The sequence below is a fragment of the Exiguobacterium sp. s26 genome, assembly GCF_018618235.1.
Classification (GTDB): Bacteria; Bacillota; Bacilli; order Exiguobacteriales; family Exiguobacteriaceae; genus Exiguobacterium; species Exiguobacterium chiriqhucha.
The window spans coordinates 329,364-343,880 of the sequence record NZ_JACSLS010000003.1; the positions used below are offsets into that span (position 1 = coordinate 329,364).

Consider the following 14,517-nt stretch of genomic DNA (forward strand, 5'->3'; position numbering starts at 1 on the left):
GAATTAAAAGTAAGATGATAACAACTTAATAGACCGATTGCTTATCAAGAGTGGTGGAGGGACTGGCCCTGTGAAACCCAGCAACCAGATCGTAATGATCATGGTGCTAATTCCAACAGACGAAATCGTCTGGGAGATGAGCGTGTCCGACTTTGACTTGTCGTGCCCGCCACTCTGAATGAGTAGCGGGCTTTCATTTTGGAGGAGGAAAACAAATGAACATCAAACAGAAAACAGTACTTGCAGGAACATCACTACTCGCCGCCATCGCGCTCTCAGCATGCGGACAATCGGACGCGAGCGAGGCGCTCAGCACGGAGTCGCTCACGATCGGCGTCACGGGCGGGCCGCACCAACAGATCGCCGAGAAAGTGAAAGAACTCGCGGCCGAAGACGGCCTCGAACTCGATATCAAAGTGTTCAACGACTATAATACGCCGAACACGGCGCTCGCCGAGGGTAGCCTCGACGTGAACAGTTATCAGACGCTCTCATTCCTAGAACTGCAAAAGTCCGATAAAGGCTATAAAATCGACGACGTGTTCAAGACCGTCGCTTTCCCGATGGGTCTCTACTCAGAGAAATTGACCGACATCGAGGACTTGAAAGAAGGTGACAAGGTCGCCGTCCCGAACGACCCGGCGAACGAGCTACGCGCGCTCCGTCTCTATGAGACAGCGGGACTCATCACGCTCAAAGAAGGATTGACAGACAAGGCGACAAAACGTGACATCGCCGAGAACCCGCTCAACCTTGAATTCATCGAACTCGAGGCGTCGCAGCTCCCGACCCAGCTCCCGGAAGTCGCACTCGCTGCCATCAACACGAACTTCGCGATGGGTGCCGGCCTGTCGATCAACGAGGACGCCTTGTTCCATGAAGACACGGTCGACAACCCGTATCCGAACTACGTCGTCGTCCGTACCGACAACAAGGATGACGAAGTCGTCGCGACGCTCAAATCGTATTATCACTCGGACGAGGTCCGGACGTTCATCGAAGAGACGTTCGACGGCTCAATCGTCCCGGCGTTTTAAGGAGGGCCTATGATCGCACTTAAAGGAATCACGAAGACGTTCACGGTAAATAAAGGTGCTGTCACCGCACTCGACGACGTCTCGCTCACCATCGAGAAAGGCGAGATCTTCGGCATCATCGGCCGAAGCGGGGCAGGAAAGAGCACGCTCATCCGCATGATCAACCTGCTCGAACGCCCGACGTCGGGCCAGGTCGAAATCGAAGGACAGGACGTCACGAAGCTCGACAAACGAGGGCTCTCGAAGCTACGTCATCGCATCGGGATGATCTTCCAACATTACAACCTGCTCAAGACGGCGACCGTCGAAGAGAACGTCGCCATCCCGCTCCGTCTCGAAGGACTCGATAAGCGGATAATCCGCGAACGCGTCGACAAGTACCTCGACATCGTCGGATTGACGGATCATCGGAAACATTATCCGGAGCAACTTTCGGGCGGACAGAAGCAACGTGTCGCCATCGCCCGCGCCCTCGCACATGAGCCGGACATCCTGCTCAGCGACGAGGCGACGAGCGCGCTCGACCCGGAGACGACCGAGTCGATTCTCGACCTGCTTCTCGACATCAATCGCGAGCTCGGGCTGACGATTTTCTTGATCACCCACGAGATGGAAGTCATCGAGCGCATCTGCGACCGGGTCGCGGTCATCGAGGCCGGCCGGATCATCGAAGAAGGGGACGTGCTCGACGTGTTCTCGGACCCGCAGCATGCGACGACGCGCAAGTTCTTGAAGACGAACCTCGATGTCCCGAAAGAGGTCGTCGAAGAATTGAGCACGCACGGGACGCTCGTCAACTTGTCGTTCATCGGCCATCAAAGTGAACAGGCCGTGCTCGCCCAATTGACGAAACGGTTCGGCTTGCTGCCGAATATCATCGGGGGCGGCATCAAAAAGCTTAAAGGCGGTCTCGTCGGTAATCTACTCGTCCATTTGGACGGCGATGAGGGCCAGACCGACCAAGCCGTCCGCTTCTTAGAAGCGAGTGGTGTGAAAGTGAAGGAGGTGACGAACCATGCTTCAGTTTTGGGAAAATTGGGGTGACTTGATTTGGACGGGGACGATTCAGACTCTCACGATGACCGGCATCGCGCTCGTCATCTCGACGTTGATCGGACTGCCGCTCGGGACGCTACTCGTCTTGACGCGACCGCACGGGCGGCTCGCCAACCGTTATTTCTACGGCATCTTGTCGAGTGTCATCAACGTCGTCCGTTCGATCCCATTCATCATTCTCTTATTCTTCATCCTCCCGTTCACCCGTTTCATCATGGGAACAACGATCGGCGTCCAAGGCGTGCTGTTGCCGCTCATCGTGTTCACGGCGCCGTATATCGCGCGGCTCATGGAGTCGGCGCTGCTCGAGGTCGACCGCGGGGTCGTCGAGGCGTATGAAGCGATGGGCATCTCGACCCGGAAAATCATCTGGTACGTGTTGATCCGGGAGGCCCGCTCTTCAATCGTGCTCGGTTTGACGATTGCGACGATCGGTTTGATCGGGGCGACCGCGATGGCAGGACTCGTCGGGGCCGGTGGACTCGGCGATATCGCCTATCAATACGGGCATCTCCGATTCGAGCCGGAGGTCATGTACGTGACCATCTTCGTCTTGATTCTACTCGTCCAATCGATTCAATCGTTCGGAAACCGCTTGGCGGCCCGACTCAAGAAGGCATAAGAAAAGAGCTCTGCTTCGGCAGGGCTCTTACTTGTTATCGAGCAATCGTTTCAATTCGGCAATGCGGTCATGGCGCGGGATGAACGTACGAATCTCTTTCTCGCTGAACCCGATTTGAATTCGATTGTCGTCGACGACGATCGGACTCTTCAAAATCTGGGGATGCGACGCCACGAAGCTGTACAGCTCGCGGAGCGACATCTCATCAAGTTGATCCGCCGCTTGTTTGTACACGCTCTTTTGAACGGACAACAGGTCGGTCGTCCCGTTCTCGGTGAGGCGGAGCATGTCTTTGAACTCGGTGAACGACATCCCTTGGTCGGTCAATTTCTTCTCGATGAACGGGATGTTCTGCTCACGTAACCAATCGATCGTCTTACGGGAAGAACTGCAGCTTGTATGTGTGAATACGGTGACCGTCACGGCAACCACTTCTCCTTTACGTAAGTATGGACTTCTTTATTTTCTCTCATACATACGTGACGGACATCGAATATGTTTCAAATCACATATACTTTTTTCGACCGAACAGACGATTTGTCGGTCCTCACTTCGGGTACAAGACGAGAGAGACTACATCTTAGGAGGGGTTCACATGTTTGATTACACGGTCAAGACCGATCAGACGGTCGAAGCGGTCGTCGAGAAGCTGAAAACGACGCTCAAAGAGGAAGAGTTCGGGGTGCTTTGGGACTTCAATTTGAGTGAGACGCTCGAAGAGAAAGGCCAAGCGATTGATGGAGACTACCGCATCCTCGAAGTGTGCAATCCAAAAGAAGCGAAAAAAGTCATCACGGCGCACCGGGAAGGCGGTTATTTCCTCCCATGCAAGCTCGCCGTCTTCACGAAAGACGGGTCGACCCATGTCGGGATGCCAAAGCCGACGAAACTGATCGAACTGATCGAGGATGAGTCGCTCCAAGCTGTGGCACGCGATGTCGAGACGAGATTGACCCGAGCCATCGATAAAACTGTGTAACGGTCATTGAACCCGTCCAGGTCGTCGGACGGTTTTTTTCGTGTTCCCTCCTAAAGTAATATAATGGTAAAATTGGTACAAATAAATGGTGAGGGGCGGATGATTTGAAAAAGTTAGTCGGTTTATTTGTACTATCCACAGGCTTATTGGTTGGTTGCGGTGGGGAAAAGCCGGACGTCGTAAACTTGTCTTACGTCGACGCGCATTGGACCGTCAGTAAGTATGCCAAGGAGGAGTTGATTTCCCTTCATTCAGCCGACGAGACGCTTGAAGCCTGTAGCGGTAAGTTGACGACCGAGCTGGAAGGCGACTTGATTGTGTTCGATACGATCGTGGCGAACCGCTATCCGATGACGGACACGGGTGAGGAGTATGCGTTCAAGGCCGTATCATATATGAAAGGGGATGAGAATTATGTGCTTTGTCGTGACACGGTCTCGAACCGCTTCTCGGCGGAAGTGATCGAGTCGTTCCCTGACGATGTGGACGTATCAACGGGGACACCGATCGGTCGTTATCCAATCGTCGGTCCGGCCGATAAGTCCGCCAAAACCGCCTTACGGGATGCCGATGAATTGAACGAGTCAGGCAACCGGATTGAACCGTTCCTCGAAACGCTCGTCGCCTTTTCCCCGGCTCTGTACGGTGAGATTGAAGTAGAAATCGGGGGAATGCCGAGTCCATATCCGTTGTTCTCGTTCGATCCGTCGATGGCCAGCATGAAAGACATCAAAGTAGCGATCGGTTACGACACGATTACTGAGAAACCGTATTTGCTGCTCATGTTTGCGGACCTTTATTTCTCGGTGACTCCACTCGAGTCGATGATTGACCAAACCGCAGAAGGGCTTACATATGAAGCGTTGAGCGTCGAGCGCCTCCCCCTCGAGACGGAGCTCATCCCGGACCAGACTTATCCATTGTATGAGTTCACCTATACTCGTGACGGAAAAGTCGTCAATGAGACGATGACGTTCACATACCGCACCTCTGACTTATTATCGACAGCGGAACGAAAGCAGCTCGAGACACACCCCGACGAAGACTACATGCCACTTGTGGTCGGTCCACTCGTTTATCTTCATCAACAGCCGTTCAACCCGGAATCTCCGTTGTCATACCCGGTTCTTTTAAAAGCAGCGGGGAACGATATGGATGACCTCGTCCAAGCAATCGATTCCGCTGAACCGACGAAGCGTCAAGGTGATGAAGGCGACTATCCGCTTCTAACAATCGTCGATGGACACAAGGGACAAGAGTTCGAGGTGACGTATAAACAGCGCTCGAAAAAGATGGATATTTACGTGACCGACCGCTCGACCGACGAGACGTACAAACTGACGAGCGAAGGGGCCGAGACGTTCTTGTCCTACTTCCCTGACTTGAAGAAGAAATGAGTGGCTTGAACATGAAGAAACGAGCGTTGATGTCATTGTCACTGTTATGGTTGACGGCAGGCTGCTCGGAAGACGTGGACGTCGTCCGCTATGGCCATATCGAGGAGCACTGGCAAGCCGAACGGGTTACGTTGAACAGTCAAGAGCCTGTAGTGGATGCCGAAACAATTTTGAACCAATGTGAAGACAAGGAACGACTGACCGAACTAGATGGAGAGACGTTTTCAATCCTCGGGATGGCGTATGCGACCCGGGCCCCGCTTATGAATGATGACTATTATGGATATAGTTTTAATGAAGTGACCTATGTCGAGGGGGATACAATCTATGCGCTCTGTAAATCAGACCGGATGGACGGGATGGAAGGGTACGGGGCCGTCGAGCTTGCAGAAAGACCTGCCTACTTGAAAGACGAGGTCGGCACGGAGATTTCGTTCCTTCCGACCGTCCATATCGCGACCGCAAATGAACGGGCTGCGTTACATAAGCCGGACGCCTTCTATGACAATGGACAAGACATGGAACCGTATCCGGTCACACTTATGAGGATTTCGCCTGGATTTAGCGGCACGGTTGAGATTGGGATTGAAGAAGGGGGCTACTTTAACCCATTCTTCCACTTTTTGCCGAACCTTAGACCGTCCGATGTGTTTATCGCATTAGGACGAGATAAGGCCACGAACATGCCTCATCTGCTCCAGTCTTATGGTGGAGACAAGGCTCGCTATTCCTCCTCCATTTTACAAGATGCCGATTTGCTCAACGGGGCTGACAGTTTAACCTTCCGTCGAATCCATAACGGTGGCACGATGGAACCGATGACACCTTATCCGCTATATGACCTCACGATTGACGTGGACGGACAAAACGTAACAAAAACCGTGTCGATGCGCTATCGAACGAGCCCTCTCCTTACAGATCCTGCAGATCTAGACGAGATAGCGGTCGCTTACCTCCATAAGTATCCGTATCACCGGGAAGTCCCGCTCCCTTACCCTGATGCGGTGAACGTGAGCGGAAAAGCGTATGACCGATTGGTCGAAGCCCTCGAGACCGCGCGCCCGTCGACGAAGAGTGGTGATACGAAAGACTATAAGTATTTGACGCTGTTGCACGGGAATCTCGGTCAACAGTTCGATGTCAGTTACCAGCAACGGTCGAAGAAAGTCGATGTCTTCGTGAAAGACGTGAAGTCCGGGGAAGTGTTCAAACTGTCGAGCACCGGGGCGGAGACGTTCCAAGAACTGTTCCCACAGGCGTTCGAATGAATGAGGAGGGATGCTTTGTTAAAACGCATGTTGTCAGGATGTGTCATCTGTATGGGACTGCTGCTCGGCGGTTGCGCCGGTAGCGAGGAAGACTTGGACCCGTCACGCATTGAATATCAGACGTTAAAAGCTAGTGGCGACTATGGGCCGATCCGCACCATTACCGACGCCGAGACGAATGCCGAGCTTGATTGAACGACGGAGGAAGTCGAGCGGGAACCGGATGTGAAAGCGACGTTCGTCTACACGCCGGACGATGCGCCAGAACGTTCACTCGACTTCGGGATTTGGTTCGAAGAACACATGATCGGCGGCATCGACCCGAAGGACAGCCGGGGTGAACTCACGGCCGACCAAGTCACGCTGTTCAAATCAATATTCGATGACCAGGAATGATAGGGGCCCGTGCCATGCACGGGTCCTTTGTTCATGGACTTAGCAGTGAACCAACTGGAAAACACTTCAAATTCAAGATATTGACTCGATTTCAAAAACCGACGCTATTCAGGAATTTTCGCACAGGGTACACTAGAATTCCGCTACATTCCAGGAATAAAGCACTAAAGGAAATCGAGAAAAGAAGGTAGGAATAATCGGAATGGAACTGACAAAGTTTGCTAGCCTCTCATCCCCTGAGGTGCTCCGTGCCCTCGAGGCCAACGTGGCGATGATCCGATTCGACCGTCAACGACGCGTCGTCGATGTGAACGACCTCTTCTCCAAGGCAATGAAATATAAACGTGACGAAATTATCGGGATGCACCATCACTTGTTCTGCACGCCAAGTTTCGTCAGCAGTCCGGACTATCAAGCGTTTTGGAACAAGCTGTTCGACGGCTTCAGTTCGGCCGACAAAATCGAGCGCATCGACGCCCGCGGTGATTCAATTTGGCTCGAAGCGACCTATATGCCAATCTATGAACAGGATGAAGTCGTCGGCGTCGTCAAAATCGCCTCCGACATCACGAGTCGCCAACAGACGATCGAAGAATACGCGCGCTCGTTCCGTGACATGGCCGCTAATCTTGACGACCGGGCCCGGCGTGGCATGGAAGAGAGTCAACAGTTGAAACGGACGATCGAACGCCTTGATGCGGACTCGAATCAAAACTTGAAAACGCTCACGAACTTGCAAGAGCAGGCCGCCGAGATCACGAAAATCGCTAGCACAATCAAGGAAATTGCCGCCCAGACGAACTTGTTGTCGCTCAACGCCGCCATCGAGGCCGCACGGGCAGGTGAGCACGGTCTCGGCTTCAACGTCGTCGCGACCGAGGTCCGGAACCTGTCACGTCTCGTCGAACGCGCCGTCATCGAAGTGCGCGCGAACACGGACGGGATGAACAAAGAGCTCGTCTCAATCGTCGACGGCGTATCCCGCTCCAGTACAGACATTCAAGAGAGTGTCCGCATCATGGAACAGACGCTTGAGCGGTTCGAGCATATCGAACAGTCGGCCGAATCGCTGAACGGCACAGCCGAGCGGTTCACTTCCGCCATTTAAAAAACCAATCGGACATGCCTCCTGACAAGGGACACGTTCAATTGGTTTTTTTGATTTGCAGCGTATGGCCATGCTGTTTCAACCAGGCCATCGCGCCGGCGACGTTTGGATACACTGACGCAAGCTTCGACCAGAACGCTTTCGAGTGGTCGAAATGAACGAGATGGACCCATTCGTGGGCGATGACATAATCCATGACGTCCTGCGGGGCGAGCATGAGCCGGACGTTGATCGAGATCGTCCCGGTCGAGCTGCATGACCCCCAGCGCGTCTTTTGGTGGCCGATGCGGATTCGTTCCGCCTTCACACCAAGTTGACGTTCATAGTGGGGGGACCTTTCCATCACATAAGCGAGGGCCCGTTCTCGTAGCCAGACCTCGTACGCTTTCCGAAGCGATGATTCGTCCCACTTCGCAGGACAGTAAAAGTTTTCGCCGTCGAAGCGGAACCTTGTCTCGGTATTGCTTTTCACGAGCGAAAACGTCTCTCCGTGCAAAAGCAGTCTGTCGGCTGGTAAGACGTCACGCTTGGGCAGTGCCGCGAGGCGATCTTCGATCCAGCCGGCATGTTCCGTCAATATTGTCTCGACGACTCGGTTCGGGAGCCTAGCTGGAATCCGCAGCTCGATGCCGTCCGGCGTCACGAAGAAAGCCGCCCGTTTCCGGCGTTTATGGCGGATGACGGTCACGGTCATCGGGTTCACCTCCTTGAAGTATCTCGGTCGATTATAGCCGACGCGTCTCGAATCCGCCATCGTTTTGCGGACTCGAACGCTCGTTTTTTGTTACAGTAGGAGTAGGAGGGATGAACATGAAATCAATCTTACATCAATCGCTTGACCGGACGGGAACGGATTCGGTGAAATGGGACGGGCTCGACCGCTGGTTCCATTTGACAGATGACGTCTTGCCGCTGTGGGTCGCAGACATCGATATCCGCACGGCACCGTCCATCTCGGAGGCGCTGACGGCACGGGCCGCGACAGGAGAGTTCGGGTACACATTGTTCTCGAGAGAGGCGCAAGCAGCCGTGAGTTCTTGGTATGACCGTCGTCACGGGCTCAAGGTCGATGCCGATCACGTCTTGTTCTCGAGTGGCGTCGTACCGGGATTGACGCATATCGTCGAGGCGTTGACGGAGGAAGGGGATGGGGTCGTCATCCAGTCGCCCGTCTATCCGCCATTTCATGAACTGGTCACCGGGTTGAAACGGGAGTTGCTCGACGCTCCGCTCCGTCAAGTCGATGGTCGCTACGAGATGGACTTTGACGCGCTCGAGACACAGATGCAGAAGGCGAAGTTGTTCTTGCTCTGCTCGCCGCACAACCCGGTCGGACGGGTATGGACCGAGTCCGAGCTGAAGCAAGTCGTCGAGCTGGCACGTCGCCATGACGTCATCCTCGTCGCCGATGAAATTCATGCCGACTTGACCTATCCGTCACAACGGCATACCGCCCTCAATCGCCTCGATGACTCGGTCATCACGGTGAGTGCACCGTCGAAGGCGTTCAATATCGCGGGGCTGTTCGCGTCGTACATCATCTGTCCGGACGATGCGATGCGAAAACGGATTATCCAAGTCCAAAACAAACACCATGTGTTACCGACACCGTTCGCGAACACGGCCATCATCGCCGCCTATTCCGACTCACGGGCCGAGCGTTGGCTCGACCAATTGACGGCCGAACTCGAGGAGCAGGCGACGTACCTCGTCGAGCGGTTCCAGGAAGAGCTGCCCCAATTGAAGACGTACATGCCTGAGGCGAGTTATCTCCTCTGGATCGACTTCAAGGCGCTCAATTTCGAAACGGAACCGCGGAAGAAGTGGTTGCACGAGGAAGTCCGTCTGTTCTTGTCGCCAGGTCACCCGTTCGGGGAGTCGGGCGAGACGTTCGAACGCCTCAATTTCGGGACGTCGCGCGCTATCGTTGATGAGGCGCTTCAGCGTCTCACCGAACATGCTGACGGAAAGGCGTTTGTATGAATCAAGAAACGGGAAAAATTTCACAATGAGCCACACGAGAACGATGGCCACGGAAAGCGAGTGAATGCGAATGGAGACGATCAATTGGAAAAAGAAGATGGAGGAACAACTGAGGCGTAGCGGATTCACGTTACAAGTCGAGAACATGGCCAACCTCGGTCTGACGGAGATTCATGCGTCATCATCCCCATTGATCTCGTATCCGCTCCGGATTCGCCTGTACGTCCGCATGGGGTGGCTCATGTGCACGGTCGATGCGACATCGGTCGACCGGAACGAGGACCATCCGCTGTTCGAACGGATGATTGCCGCCGTGTTCGAGCGCATCGTCCGACACTTGTATCACGCCTATGACTTCCATGTCTTGACGTATATCGGCAATACCGGCAACTATATCGCACCGAAAGAATCAGAGACGGGAGAAATCGTGCGCTTGCTCGCGCAACTGTGGACCGACCGCTCCTATCTGCACCTCGAGACGTATGAAGAGTATCCGGCCCTATATGTGACACCACCTTGGGCGCACCAAGCCTACGCGTTCGAAAGCACCGAGGACGAATGGATTATCTATGCGGGCCGGAGCGGCCGTCCGGCGACGGACTATCGCGCCGACGGGACGGAGCTCAAACCGCATCGACTGGCCGAAGGGGACCTGTTCTTCCCGGTGCATCGCATCAAAAAGGACCGCGGCACCCTCGCGCTCGCCGAATGGATACGGCTTGAGCGTCGCGAGGTCGAGGATTTCATGCTCGCCTTCATGAACACGATTCAGAAATTCGATCCCGCCTTCGGCTTTTCCTGGGGTGGGACCGATACGTTCTTTCATGGGGTGCCGGTCGAACCCTATGCGCAAGTGCTTCGGCTCGAGAGCGGGAAACGACGTTACCGGGTCATGAACAACTCGGCTAAGCGACTGTTTGCCGTCGCGGACGACCCGCTCGAATGTTTGAAGGAAGTGGAACAGACGCTCCGGACGGTCCGTTTGCCTGAGCGGCGGGTCTCCTCGCTCGGACAGCTCGTGATGGGCATTTGGCAACAGTTTGAGCTTGATGAATCGACCTATATCCAAGAAGTCGCCTATCGTGGCATTTCCCAGTTCCAAATTGAAGAAAAGATTGGCCACGCCTTGGCGAACCGCCAACGCGTCCGTTGGGTCGAGAAGACCGATCCTCACCAATCCATCATTGAGTTCGCCCATTTGCGGATTTCATTCCCGAAACGACCACCCGGCATCGTCACCGTCGAGCCGGTTGAATCTTCCTATGAGAGAGGTGCCCTATGAGAATCGTTGACGCACGTGCCATGCCAATCAGCCATGAGGATTTGATTGCCGTCACCGAAACGTCCATCTACTATCGAGAGAAGACCGGCGAGACGAGTTTCTCGATCTATCGCTATGATGAAGCGGACGGTACCGTCACGCCGATCAGTCATCGCGCCTATGAAGACTATGGGATCTCGAAGCTGTTCGTCAGTGACGCCCGCGTCTATTTCTTGAATGAGATACCAGACCGGACGGGTGTCGTCCGCACGGAGTTGATTGCGTTCGACTATCGCTCTGGACGAGAAGATGTGCTCGCGACGTTCGAGAAACGTGGTAACAGCACGCTCTATTGGGTTCTCGCGGACCGTTACTTCCTCTTCCTGACGAGTTTCGGAGATACCGATGAGGCATGGCTGTATGATGCGGAGACGTCGTTCCAAGAGCGAATCCGTGACGAGCGACTCGTCGGACATGCCGGTAAGTTCCGTGAGCTCTATCTGTTCTCGACCGAGCTCGATGGCATTCCATATATCGTCTGCAACGCCCGCTTGGACGAGTTTGCCTATTACGAGGCACTCGAGGACGGTCGGGTCTTCCCGGACGATTCGATCGACCATTCGGAGGCGATTCTGATTTGTTCGCTCGACGAGGCGGTCGAGGCAGTTAGGTCCCGTCAAGATGAGATTCCGTTCGAGGACTTAATTCGTCTGCACGGGGAAGGGGACACGGTCCAATACTTGGGTGAACGGAACAAGCGACTTCGGTTCTCGACTTTCGTCGACGAGGCGAACGAGGAGACGATTTATGAGTTGACAGCACCGGACGTGCTCCGCGAGGTGGCGGTGGTCGACTGGGGCGCCTACGAGCCGATTGACTTCACGTATGACGATGTCAGTTCCACTATTTTCATTAAAGTGGAAGAGTCAACGGACCATACCGAATTGATTGACGCGACGACCGGGGCCCGCTTCCTCGACACGGCTCCTTTCGAGCGCGTGCTCGCCTCGAACTATTTCATCCATGAGTCGGCGGCAGATGGAACAGGTGGGGGCGTGACCGTGTTCAATCTCGAAACAAATGAGCGGCAAACGTTCGAAGACGCCTATTACACGGTGCTCGATGAGACGATTGTCATCCTATCGACGAAGCAGTTATAACGAAAACACCTGAACCAATCCATGTGATTGATTCAGGTGTTTTATAATGGTTTACATAATAAGTTATCGTAAACCTATCATAGCTTGTTTTTTCTTCTCGTCGCCGATATGGGCATAGACTTGCGTCGTCGCCACCGATTCGTGACCGAGCAACTGTTGAATCGTCAACACATCGATGCCGCTCATGGCGAGCCGTGAGGCGAATGTATGACGTAGTTTGTGTGGTGTCACCTGTTTATGCGTCAAGAACGGCAAATACGGTTTCAAGCGGTCGATGTGGCCTTTTAACGTGTGTTGCACCGTCCGCACCGAGATGCGCTTGCCTCGCTCCGATTGGAATAGCGGGCCTGACCCGTCACGTCGATAGGCGTCGAGGAGCGGCTCGAGCGGGGAGGCGATCGGAATGACCCGTTCTTTATTGCCTTTCCCGATGACGCGAATCGTCCCGCTCTCGCGGTCGATATCGTTCCAATCGAGGCCGACGAGTTCCGAGACGCGCATCCCGGTCAACCCAAGCAGTTGAATCATCAAAAAATCGCGGTCCCGGTTGCGCTCGTACCAACTCGCCTCGCGGTCGGACATGCCGACGTTGCTGCGGACGAGCGTCGAGAAGTCGAGCCACTCCTGCTCCGTCAAATAGACCGGGTTGCGTTTGGCACGCTTCGGCCGCTCGACCGCCTGGAACGGGTTGTGGGCCGTCACGCCCGTCTCAATCAAATAGTTGAACAGCGATTGCATCGTGGACAATTTACGGTTGATGACGCTCGGCGCGTTATCGAGCTCGAGTGCGAGATACGTCGCGTACGCCTCGGCCCCCGCGTGATCGAACTCGACGAACGAGTCAATCTCGACCGTCGAAGGGTCGACCTCAGATGCGCTGGCGGCCTCGACCCAGCGGAAAAAATCTAGAAAGTCATACAGATAGCGCTGCGCGGTCTGTTCCGAATAATGTTTGGCTGCCAGGTGATTCAAAAAACGCTGGATGAAGCTCGGCATGCGCTCGTAGCCGCTCAAATTGAAACGTTTCGTCGCGACCTTGGTCGGTGCTTGTCCGAGCTGGCGGAATATACTCAAAAGATCTCTCCTTGCTTACTGATGGATTGACGTGACGATTCGGTCTTTGCCTTCTTGTTTACCGGCCCGGAGCCGGTCGTCCGCCTCTTTGACGAGCGTTTCGACGGCCTCGAATCCAGTTCGCGTCGTGACACCGAACGTCATCGTGACGCTGAGACGACGGCCGTCATAAATTGTCTCGAGTGATTTGATGCGTTGCCGCAAGCGGTCAATCGTCTCCGTGGCCTCTGCAGTGGACTGGTCCGCCAAGAAGATGAGGAACTCCTCGCCACCCCAACGGACGGCTATCCCGTCGGTTCGGGCAAGCGCGGAGGCGACTTGCTTGAGTACGAGATCGCCGCAGTCATGACCGTGTTGCTCATTGAACGCCTTGAAATGGTCGATGTCCCCTAGAGCGACGGCGTATGGCCGTCCATTGATGACGGCTTCGCGAATCTCATCTTCGACCAATCGGTAACCGGTCGTCCGATTATACAACCCGGTCAGCCCGTCCCGTGAGGCGAGCGTGTGCAACCGTTCGTTCGTCCGCTCGAGCTCGGACGTCACTTCGACGACGGACCCTTCGAAGACGAAAGACAGACCAGCAATCAAGGCGATCGTCGACAAGAGACAAAAGAGGCCCAATATTTGCTCGAAGGACGGCGTGAGCGGTTGCGTCCCTGTCGTCACATTCATATATAGGAAACCGTAGATGGTCATGGCGAGTATCGTCGAGGCGACCCGGATGGACCGACGGACGTTCGGCATGAAGAACACTCCATAGGCGACCATGATGATGAAGTAGTGGACGTTCGCACCCCAACCGAGCACGACCGTCGAGATGATTGCGTTATAGACGACCTCAATGAACAGACCGACGAAGAACGCCCGATAATATCGTTTATGTACAAAATAAAAGGATAGCGTGTAATACAGAATGCTGAGTAGATTCGACCAGGCGAGTACCGTGACGCCGAGTTGCCAAAACGTGATCAAGAACACGACGTGGATGAGCCAAGCGAGCGCGTTCCCGTAAAAAGTGATGCGGTAATTATATAGTGTACCGCGACGTTCCTCATAGGCAGTTCCCACGCGAACACCTCCTGAACCTTAGTATACCGAACTGCCATCGATTTGCCCATGGGCGTTCGAGAAACGAGTCAATCTTGCTATCTGAAACGCTTTAAATCGGTCCTT

Annotated in this window: 16 protein-coding genes and 1 riboswitch; of the genes, 12 read left to right on the forward strand and 4 right to left on the reverse strand. The window is 54.4% G+C overall.

Annotation, left to right across the window (positions count from 1 at the left end; all coding sequences use genetic code 11):
- Nucleotides 1-38: 38 nt before the first annotated feature.
- A riboswitch (SAM riboswitch) is annotated at nucleotides 39-143 on the forward strand.
- A gap of 72 nt (nucleotides 144-215) precedes the next feature.
- From KNP82_RS06470 to KNP82_RS06480, 3 genes are read left to right on the forward strand one after another with little or no spacing between them, the layout of a single operon-like run.
- On the forward strand, nucleotides 216-1,037 hold the full coding sequence (locus KNP82_RS06470) for a MetQ/NlpA family ABC transporter substrate-binding protein (protein ID WP_021067482.1): 822 nt from the start codon (nucleotides 216-218) through the stop codon (nucleotides 1,035-1,037).
- A 9-nt stretch (nucleotides 1,038-1,046) separates the two neighbouring features.
- Nucleotides 1,047-2,081, forward strand: coding sequence for a methionine ABC transporter ATP-binding protein (locus KNP82_RS06475; protein WP_029595430.1), 1,035 nt, complete (start codon nucleotides 1,047-1,049; stop codon nucleotides 2,079-2,081).
- Nucleotides 2,053-2,715, forward strand: a complete 663-nt coding sequence (locus KNP82_RS06480) for a methionine ABC transporter permease (protein ID WP_021067480.1) — start codon at nucleotides 2,053-2,055, stop codon at nucleotides 2,713-2,715. Before KNP82_RS06475 ends, KNP82_RS06480 begins: the two co-directional genes overlap by 29 nt.
- A gap of 27 nt (nucleotides 2,716-2,742) precedes the next feature.
- Here the strand turns inward: KNP82_RS06480 and KNP82_RS06485 are convergent, their stop codons facing one another.
- Nucleotides 2,743-3,138 (reverse strand): Spx/MgsR family RNA polymerase-binding regulatory protein, encoded by a 396-nt coding sequence (locus KNP82_RS06485; protein WP_021067479.1) that lies wholly within the window; start codon nucleotides 3,136-3,138, stop codon nucleotides 2,743-2,745.
- Nucleotides 3,139-3,310: 172 nt separating this feature from the next.
- Between KNP82_RS06485 and KNP82_RS06490 the strand changes: the two genes are divergently transcribed.
- The 6 genes from KNP82_RS06490 to KNP82_RS06515 all read left to right on the forward strand — a co-directional run bounded on the left by KNP82_RS06490 (nucleotide 3,311) and on the right by KNP82_RS06515 (nucleotide 7,863).
- Nucleotides 3,311-3,694: a DUF302 domain-containing protein gene (locus tag KNP82_RS06490; RefSeq protein ID WP_131472636.1), complete on the forward strand. Its 384-nt coding sequence runs from the start codon at nucleotides 3,311-3,313 to the stop codon at nucleotides 3,692-3,694.
- 104 nt (nucleotides 3,695-3,798) lie between these two features.
- Nucleotides 3,799-5,091 (forward strand): hypothetical protein, encoded by a 1,293-nt coding sequence (locus tag KNP82_RS06495; protein WP_131472638.1) that lies wholly within the window; start codon nucleotides 3,799-3,801, stop codon nucleotides 5,089-5,091.
- Nucleotides 5,092-5,102: 11 nt separating this feature from the next.
- Nucleotides 5,103-6,359: a hypothetical protein gene (locus tag KNP82_RS06500; protein WP_214827382.1), complete on the forward strand. Its 1,257-nt coding sequence runs from the start codon at nucleotides 5,103-5,105 to the stop codon at nucleotides 6,357-6,359.
- Between the two features lie 15 nt (nucleotides 6,360-6,374).
- Nucleotides 6,375-6,554, forward strand: coding sequence for a hypothetical protein (locus KNP82_RS06505; protein ID WP_214827385.1), 180 nt, complete (start codon nucleotides 6,375-6,377; stop codon nucleotides 6,552-6,554).
- A gap of 30 nt (nucleotides 6,555-6,584) precedes the next feature.
- Nucleotides 6,585-6,755, forward strand: a complete 171-nt coding sequence (locus tag KNP82_RS06510; protein WP_214827388.1) for a hypothetical protein — start codon at nucleotides 6,585-6,587, stop codon at nucleotides 6,753-6,755.
- Nucleotides 6,756-6,957: 202 nt separating this feature from the next.
- Entirely contained in the window at nucleotides 6,958-7,863 is a 906-nt protein-coding gene (locus tag KNP82_RS06515) for a methyl-accepting chemotaxis protein (protein WP_131472644.1), read from the forward strand.
- A 37-nt stretch (nucleotides 7,864-7,900) separates the two neighbouring features.
- Here KNP82_RS06515 and KNP82_RS06520 read toward each other — a convergent pair whose 3' ends face one another.
- Complete coding sequence (locus KNP82_RS06520) at nucleotides 7,901-8,557, reverse strand: M48 family metallopeptidase (protein ID WP_131472646.1); 657 nt, start codon at nucleotides 8,555-8,557, stop codon at nucleotides 7,901-7,903.
- Between the two features lie 116 nt (nucleotides 8,558-8,673).
- Between KNP82_RS06520 and KNP82_RS06525 the strand changes: the two genes are divergently transcribed.
- From KNP82_RS06525 to KNP82_RS06535, 3 genes are all read left to right on the forward strand, one after another.
- The gene (locus KNP82_RS06525; RefSeq protein ID WP_131472648.1) at nucleotides 8,674-9,846 is read left to right on the forward strand and encodes a MalY/PatB family protein; all 1,173 of its coding nucleotides are present in this window, start codon (nucleotides 8,674-8,676) and stop codon (nucleotides 9,844-9,846) included.
- A 70-nt stretch (nucleotides 9,847-9,916) separates the two neighbouring features.
- Nucleotides 9,917-11,128 (forward strand): hypothetical protein, encoded by a 1,212-nt coding sequence (locus KNP82_RS06530; protein WP_131472650.1) that lies wholly within the window; start codon nucleotides 9,917-9,919, stop codon nucleotides 11,126-11,128.
- Nucleotides 11,125-12,267 carry a hypothetical protein gene (locus KNP82_RS06535; protein ID WP_131472653.1) on the forward strand — a complete coding sequence of 381 codons (1,143 nt, stop codon included), beginning with the start codon at nucleotides 11,125-11,127 and terminating at the stop codon, nucleotides 12,265-12,267. Before KNP82_RS06530 ends, KNP82_RS06535 begins: the two co-directional genes overlap by 4 nt.
- Nucleotides 12,268-12,330: 63 nt before the next feature.
- Here the strand turns inward: KNP82_RS06535 and KNP82_RS06540 are convergent, their stop codons facing one another.
- Entirely contained in the window at nucleotides 12,331-13,341 is a 1,011-nt protein-coding gene (locus KNP82_RS06540; RefSeq protein ID WP_214827390.1) for a tyrosine-type recombinase/integrase, read from the reverse strand.
- Between the two features lie 15 nt (nucleotides 13,342-13,356).
- Nucleotides 13,357-14,412: a GGDEF domain-containing protein gene (locus KNP82_RS15665; protein WP_214799911.1), complete on the reverse strand. Its 1,056-nt coding sequence runs from the start codon at nucleotides 14,410-14,412 to the stop codon at nucleotides 13,357-13,359.
- Nucleotides 14,413-14,517 lie beyond the last annotated feature (105 nt).

What these genes read in the sequence shown, in the direction of transcription:
- KNP82_RS06520 (WP_131472646.1), bottom strand. Translation starts at nt 8,557, where the DNA reads ATGACCGTGACCGTCATCCGCCATAAACGCCGGAAACGGGCGGCTTTC.
- KNP82_RS06515 (WP_131472644.1), top strand. Translation starts at nt 6,958, where the DNA reads ATGGAACTGACAAAGTTTGCTAGCCTCTCATCCCCTGAGGTGCTCCGT.
- KNP82_RS06480 (WP_021067480.1), top strand. Translation starts at nt 2,053, where the DNA reads ATGCTTCAGTTTTGGGAAAATTGGGGTGACTTGATTTGGACGGGGACG.
- KNP82_RS06530 (WP_131472650.1), top strand. Translation starts at nt 9,917, where the DNA reads ATGGAGACGATCAATTGGAAAAAGAAGATGGAGGAACAACTGAGGCGT.
- KNP82_RS06470 (WP_021067482.1), top strand. Translation starts at nt 216, where the DNA reads ATGAACATCAAACAGAAAACAGTACTTGCAGGAACATCACTACTCGCC.
- KNP82_RS06525 (WP_131472648.1), top strand. Translation starts at nt 8,674, where the DNA reads ATGAAATCAATCTTACATCAATCGCTTGACCGGACGGGAACGGATTCG.
- KNP82_RS06490 (WP_131472636.1), top strand. Translation starts at nt 3,311, where the DNA reads ATGTTTGATTACACGGTCAAGACCGATCAGACGGTCGAAGCGGTCGTC.
- KNP82_RS06535 (WP_131472653.1), top strand. Translation starts at nt 11,125, where the DNA reads ATGAGAATCGTTGACGCACGTGCCATGCCAATCAGCCATGAGGATTTG.
- KNP82_RS06475 (WP_029595430.1), top strand. Translation starts at nt 1,047, where the DNA reads ATGATCGCACTTAAAGGAATCACGAAGACGTTCACGGTAAATAAAGGT.
- KNP82_RS06500 (WP_214827382.1), top strand. Translation starts at nt 5,103, where the DNA reads ATGAAGAAACGAGCGTTGATGTCATTGTCACTGTTATGGTTGACGGCA.